Annotated in this window: 13 protein-coding genes and 2 tRNA genes; 6 read left to right on the top strand and 9 right to left on the bottom strand. The window is 68.2% G+C overall.

What is annotated here, in order from left to right; translation table 11 throughout:
• The first annotated feature begins 1 nt into the window (after position 1).
• Positions 2-439 (top strand): VOC family protein, encoded by a 438-nt coding sequence (locus C6Y44_RS15940; protein WP_088897234.1) that lies wholly within the window; start codon positions 2-4, stop codon positions 437-439.
• A gap of 12 nt (positions 440-451) precedes the next feature.
• Here C6Y44_RS15940 and C6Y44_RS15945 read toward each other — a convergent pair whose 3' ends face one another.
• On the bottom strand, positions 452-841 hold the full coding sequence (locus tag C6Y44_RS15945) for a VOC family protein (RefSeq protein WP_159418001.1): 390 nt from the start codon (positions 839-841) through the stop codon (positions 452-454).
• A 72-nt stretch (positions 842-913) separates the two neighbouring features.
• On the opposite strand from C6Y44_RS15945, the gene C6Y44_RS15950 reads away from it, so the two are divergent.
• On the top strand, positions 914-1,660 hold the full coding sequence (locus C6Y44_RS15950) for a TetR/AcrR family transcriptional regulator (RefSeq protein ID WP_159418000.1): 747 nt from the start codon (positions 914-916) through the stop codon (positions 1,658-1,660).
• A gap of 321 nt (positions 1,661-1,981) precedes the next feature.
• On the opposite strand, the gene nhaA is transcribed toward C6Y44_RS15950, so the two are convergent.
• Positions 1,982-3,835 carry a Na+/H+ antiporter NhaA gene (gene nhaA / locus C6Y44_RS15955; protein ID WP_159417999.1) on the bottom strand — a complete coding sequence of 618 codons (1,854 nt, stop codon included), beginning with the start codon at positions 3,833-3,835 and terminating at the stop codon, positions 1,982-1,984.
• Positions 3,836-4,272: 437 nt separating this feature from the next.
• Between nhaA and C6Y44_RS15960 the strand changes: the two genes are divergently transcribed.
• A complete protein-coding gene (locus C6Y44_RS15960) occupies positions 4,273-4,719 on the top strand; it encodes a hypothetical protein (RefSeq protein WP_159417998.1) in 447 nt (148 codons plus the stop codon).
• Here the strand turns inward: C6Y44_RS15960 and C6Y44_RS15965 are convergent.
• The 3 genes from C6Y44_RS15965 to C6Y44_RS15975 all read right to left on the bottom strand — a co-directional run bounded on the left by C6Y44_RS15965 (position 4,716) and on the right by C6Y44_RS15975 (position 5,554).
• Positions 4,716-5,159 (bottom strand): hypothetical protein, encoded by a 444-nt coding sequence (locus C6Y44_RS15965; protein WP_174247017.1) that lies wholly within the window; start codon positions 5,157-5,159, stop codon positions 4,716-4,718. The two genes, C6Y44_RS15960 and C6Y44_RS15965, sit on opposite strands and share 4 nt — an antisense overlap.
• A 59-nt stretch (positions 5,160-5,218) precedes the next feature.
• Positions 5,219-5,292 (bottom strand) — tRNA-Ile (locus tag C6Y44_RS15970).
• 189 nt (positions 5,293-5,481) lie between these two features.
• A tRNA-Asn gene (locus C6Y44_RS15975) sits at positions 5,482-5,554 on the bottom strand.
• Positions 5,555-5,702: 148 nt separating this feature from the next.
• Here C6Y44_RS15975 and C6Y44_RS15980 point away from each other — a divergent pair.
• Entirely contained in the window at positions 5,703-5,948 is a 246-nt protein-coding gene (locus tag C6Y44_RS15980; protein WP_024101344.1) for a hypothetical protein, read from the top strand.
• A gap of 4 nt (positions 5,949-5,952) precedes the next feature.
• Here C6Y44_RS15980 and dnaG read toward each other — a convergent pair whose 3' ends face one another.
• The 3 genes from dnaG to C6Y44_RS15995 form a co-directional block, all read right to left on the bottom strand.
• On the bottom strand, positions 5,953-7,848 hold the full coding sequence (dnaG, locus tag C6Y44_RS15985; protein ID WP_192378490.1) for a DNA primase: 1,896 nt from the start codon (positions 7,846-7,848) through the stop codon (positions 5,953-5,955).
• A 143-nt stretch (positions 7,849-7,991) separates the two neighbouring features.
• Positions 7,992-9,263 (bottom strand): deoxyguanosinetriphosphate triphosphohydrolase, encoded by a 1,272-nt coding sequence (locus tag C6Y44_RS15990; protein WP_159419186.1) that lies wholly within the window; start codon positions 9,261-9,263, stop codon positions 7,992-7,994.
• A 38-nt stretch (positions 9,264-9,301) separates the two neighbouring features.
• Entirely contained in the window at positions 9,302-9,994 is a 693-nt protein-coding gene (locus tag C6Y44_RS15995) for a YdcF family protein (protein ID WP_159417997.1), read from the bottom strand.
• An 86-nt stretch (positions 9,995-10,080) separates the two neighbouring features.
• Here C6Y44_RS15995 and C6Y44_RS16000 point away from each other — a divergent pair, with 86 nt between their 5' ends.
• Both C6Y44_RS16000 and C6Y44_RS16005 read left to right on the top strand, forming a co-directional pair.
• Positions 10,081-12,132 (top strand): TPM domain-containing protein, encoded by a 2,052-nt coding sequence (locus tag C6Y44_RS16000; protein WP_159417996.1) that lies wholly within the window; start codon positions 10,081-10,083, stop codon positions 12,130-12,132.
• Between the two features lie 3 nt (positions 12,133-12,135).
• On the top strand, positions 12,136-13,206 hold the full coding sequence (locus tag C6Y44_RS16005; RefSeq protein ID WP_159417995.1) for a DUF6670 family protein: 1,071 nt from the start codon (positions 12,136-12,138) through the stop codon (positions 13,204-13,206).
• A gap of 82 nt (positions 13,207-13,288) precedes the next feature.
• Here C6Y44_RS16005 and C6Y44_RS16010 read toward each other — a convergent pair whose 3' ends face one another.
• Entirely contained in the window at positions 13,289-14,680 is a 1,392-nt protein-coding gene (locus C6Y44_RS16010) for a glycine--tRNA ligase (protein ID WP_006554466.1), read from the bottom strand.
• Between the last annotated feature and the right edge of the window lie 27 nt (positions 14,681-14,707).

Consider the following 14,707-nt stretch of genomic DNA (forward strand, 5'->3'; position numbering starts at 1 on the left):
CATGGCACGCGACATCCAGATCACGTTCGACTGCGCCGATCCCGCGGCTCTCGCGGATTTCTGGGCCGACGCCCTCGGCTACGAACTCCAGAAGCCGCCCGGCAATTTCGTCTCGTGGGACGACGCACTCGACGCGATGGGGGTGCCACTCGAACGACGCAACGACGCCTCCGGCATCGTCGACCCGGACGAGGCAGGGCCCCGGTTGTTCTTCCAGAAGGTGCCCGAGGGCAAGCAGGCCAAGAACCGGGTGCACCTGGACGTGCGTGCCGCCCCCGGACTCGACGGCGCCGAGCGCATGGCCGCTCTGGAAGCCGAGGCCGAACGGCTCGTCGCGCGCGGCGCCACGCGCCTGGAACGCCACGACCCGGCGCCGCCGTTCGGGGCCGGCCACATCGTCATGGCCGACCCCGAGGGCAACGAATTCTGCCTCGACTGAAACGTCGCGTGGTCAGGCCGGTTCCGAGACCCAGTGGACGAGCTGCCAGATGATCCCGTTGGGATCGGCGAACTGGCAGTACCGCTCGCCCCACGGCTCGGTCTCCGGCTTGGTCACCACCGTCGCACCGGCTTCCGCGATGCGCGCGAACTCGGTGTCGACGTCGTCGACGACGAAGGCGATGAGCATGCCCTGACCGGCTGGTCCGGCGACGGATTCCGGCTTGAAGGTCGACAGCCCGGTACGCAGGAACACGATGTTGAATCCTGCATCCGGGTGAGTCAACGAGACGAATCCGTCCGCCGACATCTCCTCGGTGAAACCGAAGTGCCGGATCGCGAAATCGGCCGATGCGGCCGTGTCGGCGACGTTGAGCGACAGTGCTGTGGACGTGATTTTCATAGGACCTCCCCGGGGCAGAAACATTGTACGAAGTATAGAGTAATCCCGAGAACGAGTTTTCGGGAGGCATTTATGGCGCGCGACCTGATCGACCTGCTGTGGCGCGAGCATCCCGACGCGCCGACCGGAGGTTCCCGCGGCCCGAAAGCCAAGGTCACCACCACATCCGCGGTGGACGCGGCCGTCACCGTCGCCGACGCGGAGGGCCTCGACGCGGTGACGATCCGTCGCCTCGCGACCGATCTGGGTGTCTCCGCCATGGCCCTCTACACCCACGTCGGGTCGCGCGACGACCTCCTCGTCCTCATGGTCGACCGGGTCCACGCCCGGCAACCCCGGCCGCCCTACGAGTCCCCGTCGTGGCGGGATCGGGTACGGCAGGTCGCCGAATCCGAACTCGAGCACTACGCCGCACACTGGTGGCTGCTGGACGTCAACGATCAGCGCACAGCCCTCGGCCCCGGCACGATCGCGAAGTACGACCACGAACTCCACGCTTTCGACGGGACATCCCTCGGCGACATCGATCGCGATGCTGCACTCACATTCGTCGCGGACTTCGTGCGCGGTGCGGCGCGAGCGCGACGTCCCGATCCGCACGCCGCCGACATCGCCGAGGCCTGGGTCAGGTGGAACGAGCGATTGGCGCACTATCTCGGTGACACCCACCCGCTCGCGCAGCGGGTGGGTGCGGTGGCCGGCGAAGCGATGAATGCCGCCTACAGCCCGGAGCACGCCTGGGAGTTCGGGCTGCGGCGCGTCCTCGACGGGCTCGAACCGCTCGTCTCGAATGGCGGGGTGCGACCCACGGGGGAATGATTTCCCCGAAGGTTCGTACGAGAGATTCGAGGTCTTCATGAAGCGATTCGCCGCGGGCGTGCTCGGTTGTGCCGCAATCGCCCTCGCAATGCCGGCCACGGCGTACGCAGATCCCGGCAGACCTACGCTCCCCACGGAGGACTACTCCGGGTGCCGTTTCGCGTCGATCTCCGCGGAATGCCGCTGGGAAACGCTCCTCGCCAGCTTGGCCGGCCTGTTACCGACCGGATCCGCGGAGGCCGGACCCGCCATCCGGTAAGAGCCGCCACGATTTCAGTGGATCCAACCCCGCTTTCCGGGGTCGGATCCACCCGAATCGCGTCACCCCTCGCGCACCTCTTCGAGCCTGCGGATCAGCGTCCCCGCGTCGAAAGGGCCGATGTGCCGGGTCAGATCCGAGCCGGTGACGCCGAGATAGAAGGTCGGCGTTCCGAACACCTCGCTGGTCTCGGCGTCGAGGTCATCGTCCTCGACACGGTGCCGGTGCCGTCCGAGGCGCAGGTCCTCGTCGAACCGGTCGATATCGAGACCCAACTGCTGTGCGTGTTCGTAGATCTCGTCGCGGGACAGGGCGTCGCTGTTGGCGAACAGATGGTCGTGCATGTCCCAGAACCGCCCCTGCGCCGCGGCGGCCTCGGCCGCTTCGGCGGCGAAACGCGCGTGCGGATGCGGCTCGTCGAGAGGCAGGTGCCGGAAGACGTACCGTAGGTCGTCGCCGAAGTGTTTGTGCACGTCGCGGATGCTGCCGGTGGCCTTGCTGCAGAACGGGCACTCGAAGTCGCCGTACTCGACGAGTGTGAGCGGAGCGTCGACCGGTCCCCGCACGTGGTCGCGGTCCGGGTCCACCGGACGCAGCAGCACGAGCCCGGCCGGTCCTTGCGGCGGATGCAGGCGGTCGGACAGCCGGAACAACGCCCAGCCCACTGCGGTGGCGAGAACCGCCGCGAGGAGTACGCCTATCCGGGCGTCGTTGGCTGCTTCGGGAGATTCGATTGCCAGATCCACGATGAACAGGGAGATCGTGAATCCGATGCCGGCGAGCGCGGCACCCCCACCGACACGCGAGAGGGTGAGTCCCGGCGGCAGGCTGCCCGGCCGCAGACTCGAGAAGACGGCGGTGGCCGCGGTGATGCCTACGAGTTTGCCGACGACCAGACCGAGGACGACCCCCCACGTGATCGGCGATCGGATGGCAATGCCGACGGTCTCGGCGGAGATCACCACACCCGCGTTGGCGAGGGCGAAGATCGGCACGACGAGGAACGCCGTGTACGGCTGGTAGAGCCGCAACAGCCGCTCGTTGACGGACACCGCGCGGAGCACCCCGAGTTGCGCGGCGCGCGCGTAGTCGGAGTTGGGCGATTGACGGAACGCCCGCGTGAGTTCGCCGGCGCGCTCCACTTCGCTGCGGCGCGGCGGATAGACGGGAAGGATCAACGCGATCAGCACACCGGCGAGGGTGGGGTGCACACCGGATTCGTAGAACGCCACCCATGTCCCTGCTGCGACCACGAAGTAGACGACGCCCCGCCACACCTCGAGTCGGCGGAACTGCAGGATCAGCAGTAGTCCGATCGCCGCGGGTATGAGGTAGACCGGCTGCAAGTTGTCGGTGTAGACGAAGGCGATGATGGCGAGGGCGCCGATGTCGTCGGCCACGGCCAGCGTGAGGATGAACACGCGCAATCGGGCCGGGCACCGAGGCCCGACCAACGCGAGCGCACCGAGCACGAAGGCGGTGTCGGTGGACACGACCACACCCCACGCTCCCGCGGCCTCCCCGCTGGGATTGAGCAGCAGGAACAGTGCTGCGGGCAGCGCCAGACCCGCGATCGCGGCCACGAGCGGGACCGCGGCGCGCGTCCGGTCGGTGAGCTCCCCCATGGTGAGCTCGCGTTTGACCTCGAGGCCGACGACGAAGAAGAACAGCGTCATGACGGCGTCGTTGACCCAGTGTTTGAGATCGAGGTCGATGCCGTAGTCGCCGATGCTGATGCTGAGCGGCGTGTGCCAGAACGCCTCGTACGAGTCGCCGAGGTTGGCCCAGACCAGAGCGATCAGGGTCGCCGCGAGTACGACGCCTGCCGCGAGCGTGTCGTCGTCCGTGCCGTCACGAACCCCTGCCAGCAGATCGGACGCCCGGCGGAGCGTCGTCGGTTTCTCGTCGACCGTCATGTGCTCCCTCGTTCCGCAGTCCGCTTCGAGCAACTCGGTGCCGGTGAGTACGCCGACGAAACCGCACAACGCCCGGCCCCGGGGCGATTATTTCCGGAACCGACCGTTCGGAACCGCATTGTCCGAACACAACAGTGCAACCGGATCTGCCGTCCAGGAGGCGGAATGCACCCCTCCGACTACCGTCCTCGTCCGAAACTAGACCGAATCGTTGTGCCAACAACCGACTTCGGCGGTTCGACAACCCGACCGTTACATTCCGCCGCTTCGTGTCACCTCCACGGACGATAGCCCTGCGCGTCCCCGCCGGGTATCGTCACGATCCACCGAAGCATCGGTTCCGAATAACCCTCGGCGAGAACAACTTTCCTAAGTTCTCTTACGGAGAGGAGGTGGATCCGTTGCTGCACAGGGGAACGATCCGAAGAACCCGATGGATGTTGATCACCGCAGCGGGAGCAGGGGTACTCGTCGCGGCGACGACACATCAGCCCGTCTCCGTGGACGGGACCGACCCGACGGTCGCGCATGCCCGGTCGTCGCACTCCTCGGTCCCGGCGTGTGCGCCGCCGGACGGCGCGCCCGCCTGGCGTCCGGACGAACTCGGCGACCACCCGGATCCACCGGCTGCGATCGGATCGGTGGCGAACGGGCGGATCGGAGGCGCCTTCCATCCGTCCACCACGGTTCGACTGATCGGCCTGGACGTGTGCGAGCAGTACATCGACCGCAGCATCGTCACCACGAACGAGGGTTGGTTCCTGTTCACCGGTCTCATGCCGGGTCGCTACACGCTGTTGGAAGACGACGGAACGGTGCTCACCGAGGTCGAGGTCTCCGTCGAGTCACCGGATCACTCCGGACTGGTGCTGGCTCCCGGCTAGGCCGTCAGCACGAGGAGGTAGCCGCCGCCGGCCGGCTCGATCCTGGTGTCGAACCGTACTCCCGGCTCGAGGCGCGACAAGCGGTCGAGGAGCCACTCGGAGGCTTCCTCCGCGTCCGACTTCTCGGGACACCGAGCGACGGCGACGCGACCACCCTTGCGCATGAGCTGCTCGACGACGCCGATGATGGGCGCCGGGTCGACGACGAACAGCCGGTCGGGCCACGGCACGACGGGTTTGACGGCACCCTTCTTGGTGTTGCAGGCGCGGTGCGCGAGCCGCTCGACTCCGCCCTTTCCCTTGCCACCCTTCTTGGCGGTGTTGATGCTGTCGATGCTGGGACCTCGCGGGTCGTTGACCGACATGTCGGGGTCCACGGGCTCGTCGCACAACCAGCAACGCCACGCCTCGCGCTCGCCGACTTCTCGAAGGGTGCTCATGGGGTCGAACGCTACCGTTCCGAGAAGGAGGAACATCTCGCGGCCACGAGCGGAGGATGTGGGGCGGGCGGGGCTCGAACCCGCGACCAGCGGATTATGAGTCCGCGGCTCTAACCGACTGAGCTACCGCCCCGTCGCGACGACACGCGTCGCACAGTGCCGCACTGCTCGCACGGCGCGATCGAATGCTACCCGGACACAGCGTGCAACACTCTGCCGGGTGCGGAGTAACAGAGATCACATCGGTGGATGTTCTGCCGCATAGGCGCCCCGGAAGCACAGAATCCTCCCACCCGTGACGGGTGGGAGGATTCTGTAGGCGCTCCCCCGGCTGGACTCGAACCAGCAACCGTTCGATTAACAGTCGAATGCTCTGCCAATTGAGCTACAGGGGATTGTCCTGCGGCGCTCCGCGGTTTCCCCCGGTGCGTGAAAAACCATAGCGTCCCACCCACCGCAGCACCAAATCGCCTGCTTGTGGGCATGCTGCGGGGTCATCGGGCAGGATGGGGACGACGCAGTCACGGGTGGAAGGACAACACATTGATGGGTTTGCTGGTCGGGGTCGCTGCGGGATACGTACTCGGCACCCGAGCGGGTCGCGCGAGGTACGAACAGATCAGCAAGACGGCCAAGGCGGTGGCCGCGAGCCCCGTCACGAAGAAGGCGATCGAGGTGGGCCGGCAGAAGCTCGCCGATTCGCTCAGTCCTCAGCCCAAGCTCGAGCCGATGAAGCCCATCGACGAGACGACGACAATCATGATCCCGCGGGACCAGTTGAAGAAGTAGACGGTCAGCCGGCCACGCCGTCACCGATGGCCTGGTCGAGCAGGCTCCGCCGGTACTGTTCGAGCGCCATGAGGTCGCCGAGCAAGGCGTGGAACTCCTCGGACTCGGTGGCCGGGGAGATCCGCTGCAGTTTGGACTTCAGTTCGGCCACCTGCTCGCCGACCCAGACCTCCTGCAGTCGGGCCAGCACGCCACCGATGTAGCGCGGCAGCCGGTCCTCTTCGGCGGGGACCGGTTCGACGGCGAGTTCCATCACGAGCGAATGCGCGACGGGGTCGGTCGCGGCCCTGCCGACGGCATCGACCCATTCGGCTCCCCCGAGCCCCGCTGCGGTTCCACCGGCGTCGGCGACGGCCTGCCGTACGGCCGCGTAGGCGGGGTCGGTGAAGGTTTCCGGCGGCAGGGAGTCGAAGACGGTCCCGGCGATGCCGGGATACTGCAGCGCGGCCTTCAGCGCGTCGCGCTGTGGCCACAGCGTCGGATCGTTGGGGCGGGGGCGTCGCAGGGCCGACACGGGCTCCGCCGTGGCCGTTGCAGGCCGCGTCCTAGCTTCCGGTGCACGGACTCCCCGTCGCGCTTCCTCCTGCACGCGCCGGCGCACGGTGGGGATGTCGTCCCATCCCGTCCAGTGCGCGAGTTGCACCGCATAGTTGTCGCGGATCGTGCGGTCCTTGATCCGGCCCACGACGGGGACACATCGGCGCAGGGCCTCGACGCGACCTTCGACGGTGTCGAGGTCGTGTTCGGCGAGAATCGATTTCACGACGAACTCGAACATCGGGGTGCGGCGGGCCACGAGGTCGCGCACCGCGCCGTCGCCCGACTGCTGCCGCAGCTCGCACGGGTCCATGCCCTTGGGGGCGATCGCGACGTAGGTCTTCGCGGCGGTCTTCTGGTCGCCCTCGAACGCCTTCATCGCCGCCGCGCGACCGGCGTCGTCGCCGTCGAAGGTGTAGATGACCTCACCGCGGAAGAAGCTGTCGTCCATGAGCAGGCGACGCAACAGCGCGAGATGTTCGTCACCGAAGGCCGTGCCGCACGCGGCGACCGCGGTCTTCACGCCGGCCAGATGCATGGCCATGACGTCGGTGTAGCCCTCGACGATCACGGCCTGGTGAGACTTGGCGATCTCGCGCTTGGCGAGATCGAGACCGAACAACACCTGAGATTTCTTGTACAGCACCGTTTCCGGTGTGTTCATGTACTTGGCGGTGATCTGGTCGTCGTCGTACAGACGGCGGGCACCGAAGCCGATGACGTCGCCCGCGAGATTGCGGATGGGCCACAGCAGCCGCCGGTGGAAACGGTCGATCGGGCCGCGCCGTCCCTGCCGGGACAGTCCCGCGGCCTCGAGTTCGGAGAAGTCGAAGCCCCGGCCGAGGAGGTGCTTGGTGAGCGCGTCCCAGCCGGCGGGTGCGTAGCCGCAGCCGAACGTCTCGGCGGCCGCCTGGTCGAAGTTGCGCTCGGTCAGGTAGTCGCGGGCGGCCTGGGCGTCGGGCGTGCGCAGTTGCTCGGCATAGAACTGCTGAGCGGCCGCGTTCGCCGCGACCAGCCGGGCACGCGTGCCCCGGTCGCGCTGGACGGATGGACCGCCACCCTCGTAGTTCAGTGTGTAGCCGACACGCTCGGCGAGCTGCTCGACGGCCTCGACGAAGCTGACGTGTTCGATCTTCTGCAGGAACGAGTAGACGTCGCCGCCCTCACCGCAGCCGAAGCAGTGGTAGTGCCCGTGATTGGGCCGCACGTGGAAGGACGGGGACTTCTCGTCGTGGAAAGGGCACAGGCCCTTGAGCGAGTCGGCGCCCCCGCGCTTGAGTGCGACGTACTCGCCGACGATGTCCTCGATGCGCACGCGGTCGCGAATGGCCGCGATGTCTCTGTCTGAAATACGGCCGGCCACGAGACGAGTCTAAGCCGCGCGGCAGACTGCCCGGCACGACGGTCCGGCGCAACCCACACCGGCGAGTGCGTCAGCGCGTCCCGCGGACAGATGCACCGCGCCGACCTCGTGCTTGTGTCCGTGAAGGGGTGCAAACGTCGGTGTCAGCCCCAGCTCGCCTGCGCGGCGAGGCTGTCGCGGTCGATCCGTTCGAGGCGCGATTCGGTGCACGAGGCGATCTGATCGACCACGACCCGCACCTTCGCAGCATCGTCGGGCGCAGCCTTCCAGGCGGCGACGAAGAACGGGTCGAGGCCGACCGGCGCGGTGCGCAGCAGCCACTCGGCGACGCGATGGATGCGTTCGCGTTGCGATTCCTGGCGGGTGCGGTGGGCGCGGTCGGACATGACGAACTGCAACGCCATCGTCTTGAGCAACGCGACCTCCGAGACCACGATCGGCGGGACGACGAGGTCGGCGTCGTACCGGGTGACGCGCCGGCCCTCCGTCGCCTCCCGAGTCCCGAGGATCGCTGCGTTGGCGAAGCGGCCCACCAGCTCGCTGGTCAGCTTCTTGAGCGCGACGGAGCAGGCGAGTGTGCCGTCGAAGGTGCCGACAGCCCGGACCACCGGCATGGAGGACAACCGCTTGGCCGCCTCGGTCAGCTCGGCCGGGTCGAGACCCGAGAACTCGCGCATACCCACCTCGATGAGCCCGGCGACATCGTCGGGTTCGTCGAGCATCCGCAGGTCGATGCGACCGTCGATCACGCCGTCCTCGAGGTCGTGCACCGAGTACGCGACGTCGTCGGACCAGTCCATGATCTGCGCCTCGAGGCACTTGCGGCGCTCGGGTGCACCTTCGCGGATCCAGTGGAGGACCTCGGCGTCGTCGTCGTACGAGCCGAACTTCGCGCCCGGGCGCGGACGCGTCCACGGGTACTTGAGCGTCGCGTCGAGGGAGGCCCGGGTGAGGTTGAGACCGGCGCTCGAGCCGTCCGGATAAAGGATCTTCGGTTCGAGGCAGGTGAGGATGCGCAGGTTCTGCGCGTTGCCCTCGAATCCGCCGCAGGACTCCGCGACCGCGTCGAGTGCCCGCTCGCCGTTGTGCCCGTAGGGCGGGTGCCCGATGTCGTGGGCGAGTCCGGCGAGGTCGACGAGATCGGGGTCGGCGCCGAGTCCTTCGGCGATGCTGCGGCCGATCTGTGCGACCTCCATCGAGTGTGTCAGACGGGTGCGCGGGGTGTCGCCGTCGCGGGGGCCGACGACCTGTGTCTTGTCGGCCAGGCGGCGCAGGGCCGCGCAGTGCTGCACGCGCGCACGGTCGCGTGCGAAGGCGGTCCGCTCGGATGCCGCTCCCTCGGACCCAGCGAGCGCTGAGGTCTTGCGCGACTCGGCGACGCGCCGTTCGAGATCGTGTTCGCTGTAGCCCTGCATCACACTGCCTTCCGTCACCGAAGACCCTACGTTCCGCCTCACTGCTGCGCCGTGTAGGGGAAATCGGCGGAGAAGTGGGTGATCTGGTACCAGATCAACGCGCCGGTCTCGCGGGCGATGCCGTGCAGCTGCGACTCGCGGGTGAACACCGCCGGACCCTGGCGGGTGGGAGCGGTCCAGGCGTCGAGACCGGCGTCGCGTGCCATGGTCCGGGTGCGCAGCGAATGCCACGGGTCGCTGACGAGCACGACCGACGACAGACCCAGATCCGACATCTCGCGGCTGACGGCCTCGACGCTGAGCAGTGTGTCCGAACCCTCCTCGACGGCGACGATCGACTCGGCGGGCACCCCGCGCGAGACGAGATAGTTCTTGCCCGCCGCGGCTTCGGTGAACAGGTCGCCCTCCTGCTTGCCGCCGACGGTGACGATCCGCGGCGACACTCCCGCTTCGTAGAGCTTGAGGGCCTGCTCGAGGCGTGCCTCGAAGACCGACGACGGTGTGCCCGAATACTGCGCGGCACCGAGCACGACGATGGCGTCGGCGGGGGTGCGGTCGTCGATCCGCGCGACCTGCCACACCCGCAGCGCCGTGCCGCCGACGACGAGGACGGCGGCGAGCAGCACCCCGACGATCAGTCGCCGGAGCCAGCGCGCGATGCGCGCGCCGACCCCGAGGTCGTCCCTGGTGTACGTCGCGGTGGTGCCGGTGCGGCGGGATGCGGTGCTCACCCCCTGATTCTGCCAGCGAACGAGAACGCGTCGACCGGACGACGCGCCGACCCCGTCCTCACCCCGCAGCCACTAGATTCGATTCCATGGCACACGTATCGGCCGCACCGCTCCGGCGACCTGCAGCACCGCTCCGGCGACCTGCAGCACAGTTCCGGCGACCTGCACGGTCCGCGCTCGCATTCGTCCCCGCCCTGCTGGCAGTGGCCGCGTGGTTGCTCCTTCCCGCGGCGGCCTCCGCGGAGCCACCTTCGCGGCTCCCCCAGCCGATCACCGACACCGCGGGCGTGCTCGACGATGCCGACGTCGCACGGATCCAGGAAGCGACGAACACCCTCTACGACGAGCACGGTCTGCAGCTGTGGGTGACCTACGTGTCGAGCTTCGACGGGCGCGACTACGACAGTTGGGCGCAGGCCACCGCGCAGGCGAGCAACTTCGGTCCCGACACCGCGCTGCTGGCCGTCGCGACCGACGACCGCGAGTTCGCGCTGTGGACACCGACGGGATCGGAGATCTCCGAGAGCGAACGCGACCGGATCAGCTCGTCCGACGTCGTGCCGGCCCTGCGCAACAGCGATTGGGCGGGCGCCGCCGTGGGCGCGGCCGACGGGTTGAGCAACGCCCTCACGCCGTCGGCTGCTCCGGTGACGACGCTGCTCGTCGGCGGCGGTGTCATAGCGGCCGGCGGTGCCGGTGTCTACGCCTACAACCGGCGGTCGAAGAAGAAGCGCGCCGAGGCCGGTGCCGCACAGGCCGCGCAGATCGATCCGGCCGACACCACGGCCCTGCGCGGTCTGCCGATCGAGGGTCTCGACCAGTACGCGCAGACCCTGCTGGTGGACACCGACAACGCGGTGCGGTCCAGCGCCGAGGCGCTCGAGCTCGCCCGGGGCGAGTTCGGGGATTCGGCGGTGGCTCCCTTCGACCGCGCACACCGGCAGGCACAGGTCGCGTTGGCGAACGCCTTCGAGATCCGTCAGCGCCTCGACGACGACATCCCCGAGACGCCCGAACAGCAGCGCGACATGCTCGTGCAGCTCGTCTCCTCGTGCGGGCAGGCGAACCGCGAACTCGACGCGCAGGTCGAGGCATTCGACAAGATGCGCAACCTGCTGCTCGACGCCCCGGCCCGGCTGGACGGACTCACGCAGCGCGCGATCGCGCTGCAGGCCCGCATTCCGGAGGCCGAGCGAATCCTCGGACAGCTGCACTCGGAGTTCCCCGCGGGCGCCCTGACCCCGGTGGTGGACAACGTCTCGCTGGCGCGGGAGGAGATCTCGTTCGCGGAGAACGCGATCGACCAGGGCCGCACCGCGGTGGCGCGACCGGTCGGTGAGCAGGGCGACGCCGTGCGCGCGATCCGCGAGGCCGAACGCGCGCTGGGGCACGCCGCGACGCTGCTCGACGCGCTCGACCATGCGGCGGAGGACATCCGGCGCGCGATCGCGACGCTCCCCGCCGCGGTGGAGGACGCCGAACAGGGCGTCGCCGACGCGAAGCAACTGCTCGACGCGGGCGGCCCCGAACTCGTCGACGCCCTGAAGGCCGTGCAGGAAGCCCTCGACCACGCTCGGGCCGAGCAGCACACCGACCCGCTGGGCAGTTTCACGCGGGTCGTCGAGGCCGATGCGCGTCTCGACGAGTTGCGTGCCCGGACGCGCCAGGCCAAGCAGCAGGCCGAGGAGATGCGTCGCCGCCTCCAGCAGGATCTGAGTGCGGCGCAAGCGCAGGTCACTGCCGCGGCCGACTTCATCGGGACGCGCCGGGGCGTCGTGGGTGCCCAGGCGCGCACCCGCCTGTCGGAGGCGCAGCGGCACCTGCAGGCCGCGCAGCAGGCAGCCGAGTCCGATCCGGCGGCCGCCATCCAGTACGCGCGGTCCGCCGCGTCGCTGGCCGCGCAGGCACTGCGCAGCGCGCAGAACGACGTGCAGCGCTGGAACAACCAGCACCGTCCGCCCCGCGGCGGTTCGGGCGGCAACGTCGCGGGCGCCGTGCTCGGCGGCATCCTCATCAACAGCGTGCTCAACAGCGGCCGCGGCGGTGGCTTCGGCGGGGGCGGTTTCGGTGGCGGCGGCTTCGGCGGCGGTGGTTTCGGGGGCGGCGGCTTCGGCGGATCGAGCGGAGGACGCTTCTAGACCATGCGCCCGATCGCAGCACGCGCACTGGGTGCCGGTCTCGGATCGACCGTCCGACTGTTGGATTCCGCCGCGTCGTCCGACGGAAAACCGTTCTCCGAACCCGACATCCTGCGCCCGCACGTCGACTCGCGCCGGTTCGGCTGGGTCCACTACGGCGTCATGATCCCGGATCTGCCGGAGCCGCACCGGTTCTTCTCGATGATGTCGCTGATCGGCGCGACCGGGTCGCTCGCCTTCGACAACGACCACGCGCTCGTGGCGCCGCCGCGCCGCAACGCCGCCGTGGTGACCGGCACGGCGGCGTCGCATCCCGCGCACTTCGGGAACTACGCCGCGGGCTACGATTTCGTGTCCTCCCCGGACGGGTCGCTCGTGAAATTCGGGGACGATCTGACCCTGACCGGACGCTACCCCCACTACGAACTCGTGGGCCGGCTCGGAACGGTCGATGTCGCGCTGACACTGACCAACACGGACACGGTCTCGTGGTTCTTCCGCAACCCGCTCTACAAGCACTTCGGGTTGCTCACCGAATACGAGGGCACCTTCACCCACGAGGGTCGCAGCGTCACGGCCGAGGGTCTGTGCTCGTTCGAGTACGGCGCGATGCCGAGCCCGTATCTGATGCGGTCCACTCCCCTGCCGCCCGCGGCGAAGGCTCCGCTCGACCATTTCGTCTACCAGATCGTCGATCTCGACGCCGACACGCAGATCCTGTTGAGCCGCTACGCGATCGGTGCCCGACCCTTCATGACGACGGCGATCCTGCGCACCCGCAGCGGCTACGGAACCCGTTTCCGGGACGTGGACTTCGAGATACTCGAACTGCGCGACGAACCCGAGCCGACTCCCTACGGCCTCCCGATGCCGGTGCCGAGCCGGACCCGGTTCCTGGTGAAGGACACCGCCGGTCGTCCCTGGCTGGATCTCGAAGGGATCATGGACACCCCGTTCACCTACGGACTGGGCACCGGATTCGTCACCGGTTTCGCGTGGTCGGCGACCTGGCGGGGTGAGGAGATCTCCGGCCGCGGGTATCTCGAGTACATCGATCGGCGCTCGGCGACCTGACCGTTACGGAACACCCGGCTACGAAGCGACAGATGCCCTCCGGTCCCGATGGACCGGAGGGCATCTGCGTCGATCGGATCGGTCAGCAGCCGATCAGGCGCTGCGCGAGGTAACCCTCGACCTGGTCGAGGCTCACGCGCTCCTGCGCCATGGTGTCGCGCTCACGGATCGTGACGGCCTGGTCCTCGAGGGTGTCGAAGTCGACCGTGATGCAGAACGGGGTACCGATCTCGTCCTGGCGACGGTAGCGGCGGCCGATGGCGCCGGCGTCGTCGAACTCGATGTTCCAGTTCTGACGCAGCTTCGCGGCGAGGTCCTTGGCCTTCGGGCTCAGGTCGGCGTTGCGGCTGAGCGGCAGCACGGCGGCCTTGACCGGCGCGAGACGGCGATCGAGGCGCAGCACGGTGCGCTTGTCGACACCGCCCTTGGCGTTGGGTGCCTCGTCCTCGGTGTAGGCGTCGACGAGGAAGGCCATGAGCGAACGGGTCAGGCCGGCCGCCGGCTCGATGACGTACGGCGTGTAGCGCTCGTTGGTGGCCTGATCGAAGAAGCTCAGGTCGGTGCCGGAATGCTTCGAGTGCGTCGACAGGTCGAAGTCGGTGCGGTTCGCGACGCCCTCGAGCTCACCCCACTCGCTGCCCTGGAAGTGGAAGCGGTACTCGATGTCGACGGTGCGCTTCGAGTAGTGCGACAGCTTCTCGAGCGGGTGCTCGTACAGGCGCAGGTTGTCCTTGTTGATGCCCAGATCGGTGTACCAGTTCATCCGGTAGTCGATCCAGTACTGGTGCCACTGCTCGTCTTCGCCCGGCTTGACGAAGAACTCCATCTCCATCTGCTCGAACTCGCGGGTGCGGAAGATGAAGTTGCCGGGCGTGATCTCGTTGCGGAAGCTCTTGCCGATCTGGCCGATGCCGAAGGGCGGCTTCTTGCGCGAGGTGGTGAGCACGTTCGCGAAGTTCACGAAGATGCCCTGCGCCGTCTCGGGGCGCAGGTAGTGCAGGCCTTCCTCGCTCTCGATCGGGCCGAGAAAGGTCTTGAGCATCATGTTGAAGTCGCGGGGCTCGGTCCACTGGCCCTTGGTGCCGCAGTCCGGGCAGACGATCTCGGTCATCGGCACGGCATCGGGGTCGTCGAGCTTGTTCTTCTCGGCATAGGCCTCCTGCAGGTGGTCCTGCCGGTGGCGCTTGTGACAGCTCAGGCATTCGACGAGCGGGTCGTTGAAGACACCGACGTGGCCGGAGGCGACCCAGACCTGACGCGGCAGGATCACCGACGAGTCGAGGCCGACGACGTCCTCGCGGCTGGTGACCATGTTGCGCCACCACTGCTTCTTGATGTTGTCCTTGAGCTCCACGCCGAGCGGCCCGTAATCCCACGCGGACCTGGTGCCGCCGTAGATCTCACCGCAGGGATAGACCAGGCCCCGGCGCTTGGCGAGGTTGGCGACGGTATCGATCTTGGATTTGGGTGCCACTCGGTTTCTCCATCTTCGATGCGGGTT

Origin of the sequence: Rhodococcus rhodochrous (assembly GCF_014854695.1) — a bacterium.
In the GTDB taxonomy this organism is placed as follows: Bacteria; Actinomycetota; Actinomycetes; order Mycobacteriales; family Mycobacteriaceae; genus Rhodococcus.

What these genes read in the sequence shown, in the direction of transcription:
- C6Y44_RS15965 (WP_174247017.1), bottom strand. Translation starts at nt 5,159, where the DNA reads ATGAGCACCCTTCGAGAAGTCGGCGAGCGCGAGGCGTGGCGTTGCTGG.
- C6Y44_RS15960 (WP_159417998.1), top strand. Translation starts at nt 4,273, where the DNA reads ATGTTGATCACCGCAGCGGGAGCAGGGGTACTCGTCGCGGCGACGACA.
- C6Y44_RS16000 (WP_159417996.1), top strand. Translation starts at nt 10,081, where the DNA reads ATGGCACACGTATCGGCCGCACCGCTCCGGCGACCTGCAGCACCGCTC.
- C6Y44_RS16005 (WP_159417995.1), top strand. Translation starts at nt 12,136, where the DNA reads ATGCGCCCGATCGCAGCACGCGCACTGGGTGCCGGTCTCGGATCGACC.
- C6Y44_RS15945 (WP_159418001.1), bottom strand. Translation starts at nt 841, where the DNA reads ATGAAAATCACGTCCACAGCACTGTCGCTCAACGTCGCCGACACGGCC.
- C6Y44_RS15950 (WP_159418000.1), top strand. Translation starts at nt 914, where the DNA reads ATGGCGCGCGACCTGATCGACCTGCTGTGGCGCGAGCATCCCGACGCG.
- C6Y44_RS15940 (WP_088897234.1), top strand. Translation starts at nt 2, where the DNA reads ATGGCACGCGACATCCAGATCACGTTCGACTGCGCCGATCCCGCGGCT.
- nhaA (WP_159417999.1), bottom strand. Translation starts at nt 3,835, where the DNA reads ATGACGGTCGACGAGAAACCGACGACGCTCCGCCGGGCGTCCGATCTG.
- C6Y44_RS15990 (WP_159419186.1), bottom strand. Translation starts at nt 9,263, where the DNA reads ATGCAGGGCTACAGCGAACACGATCTCGAACGGCGCGTCGCCGAGTCG.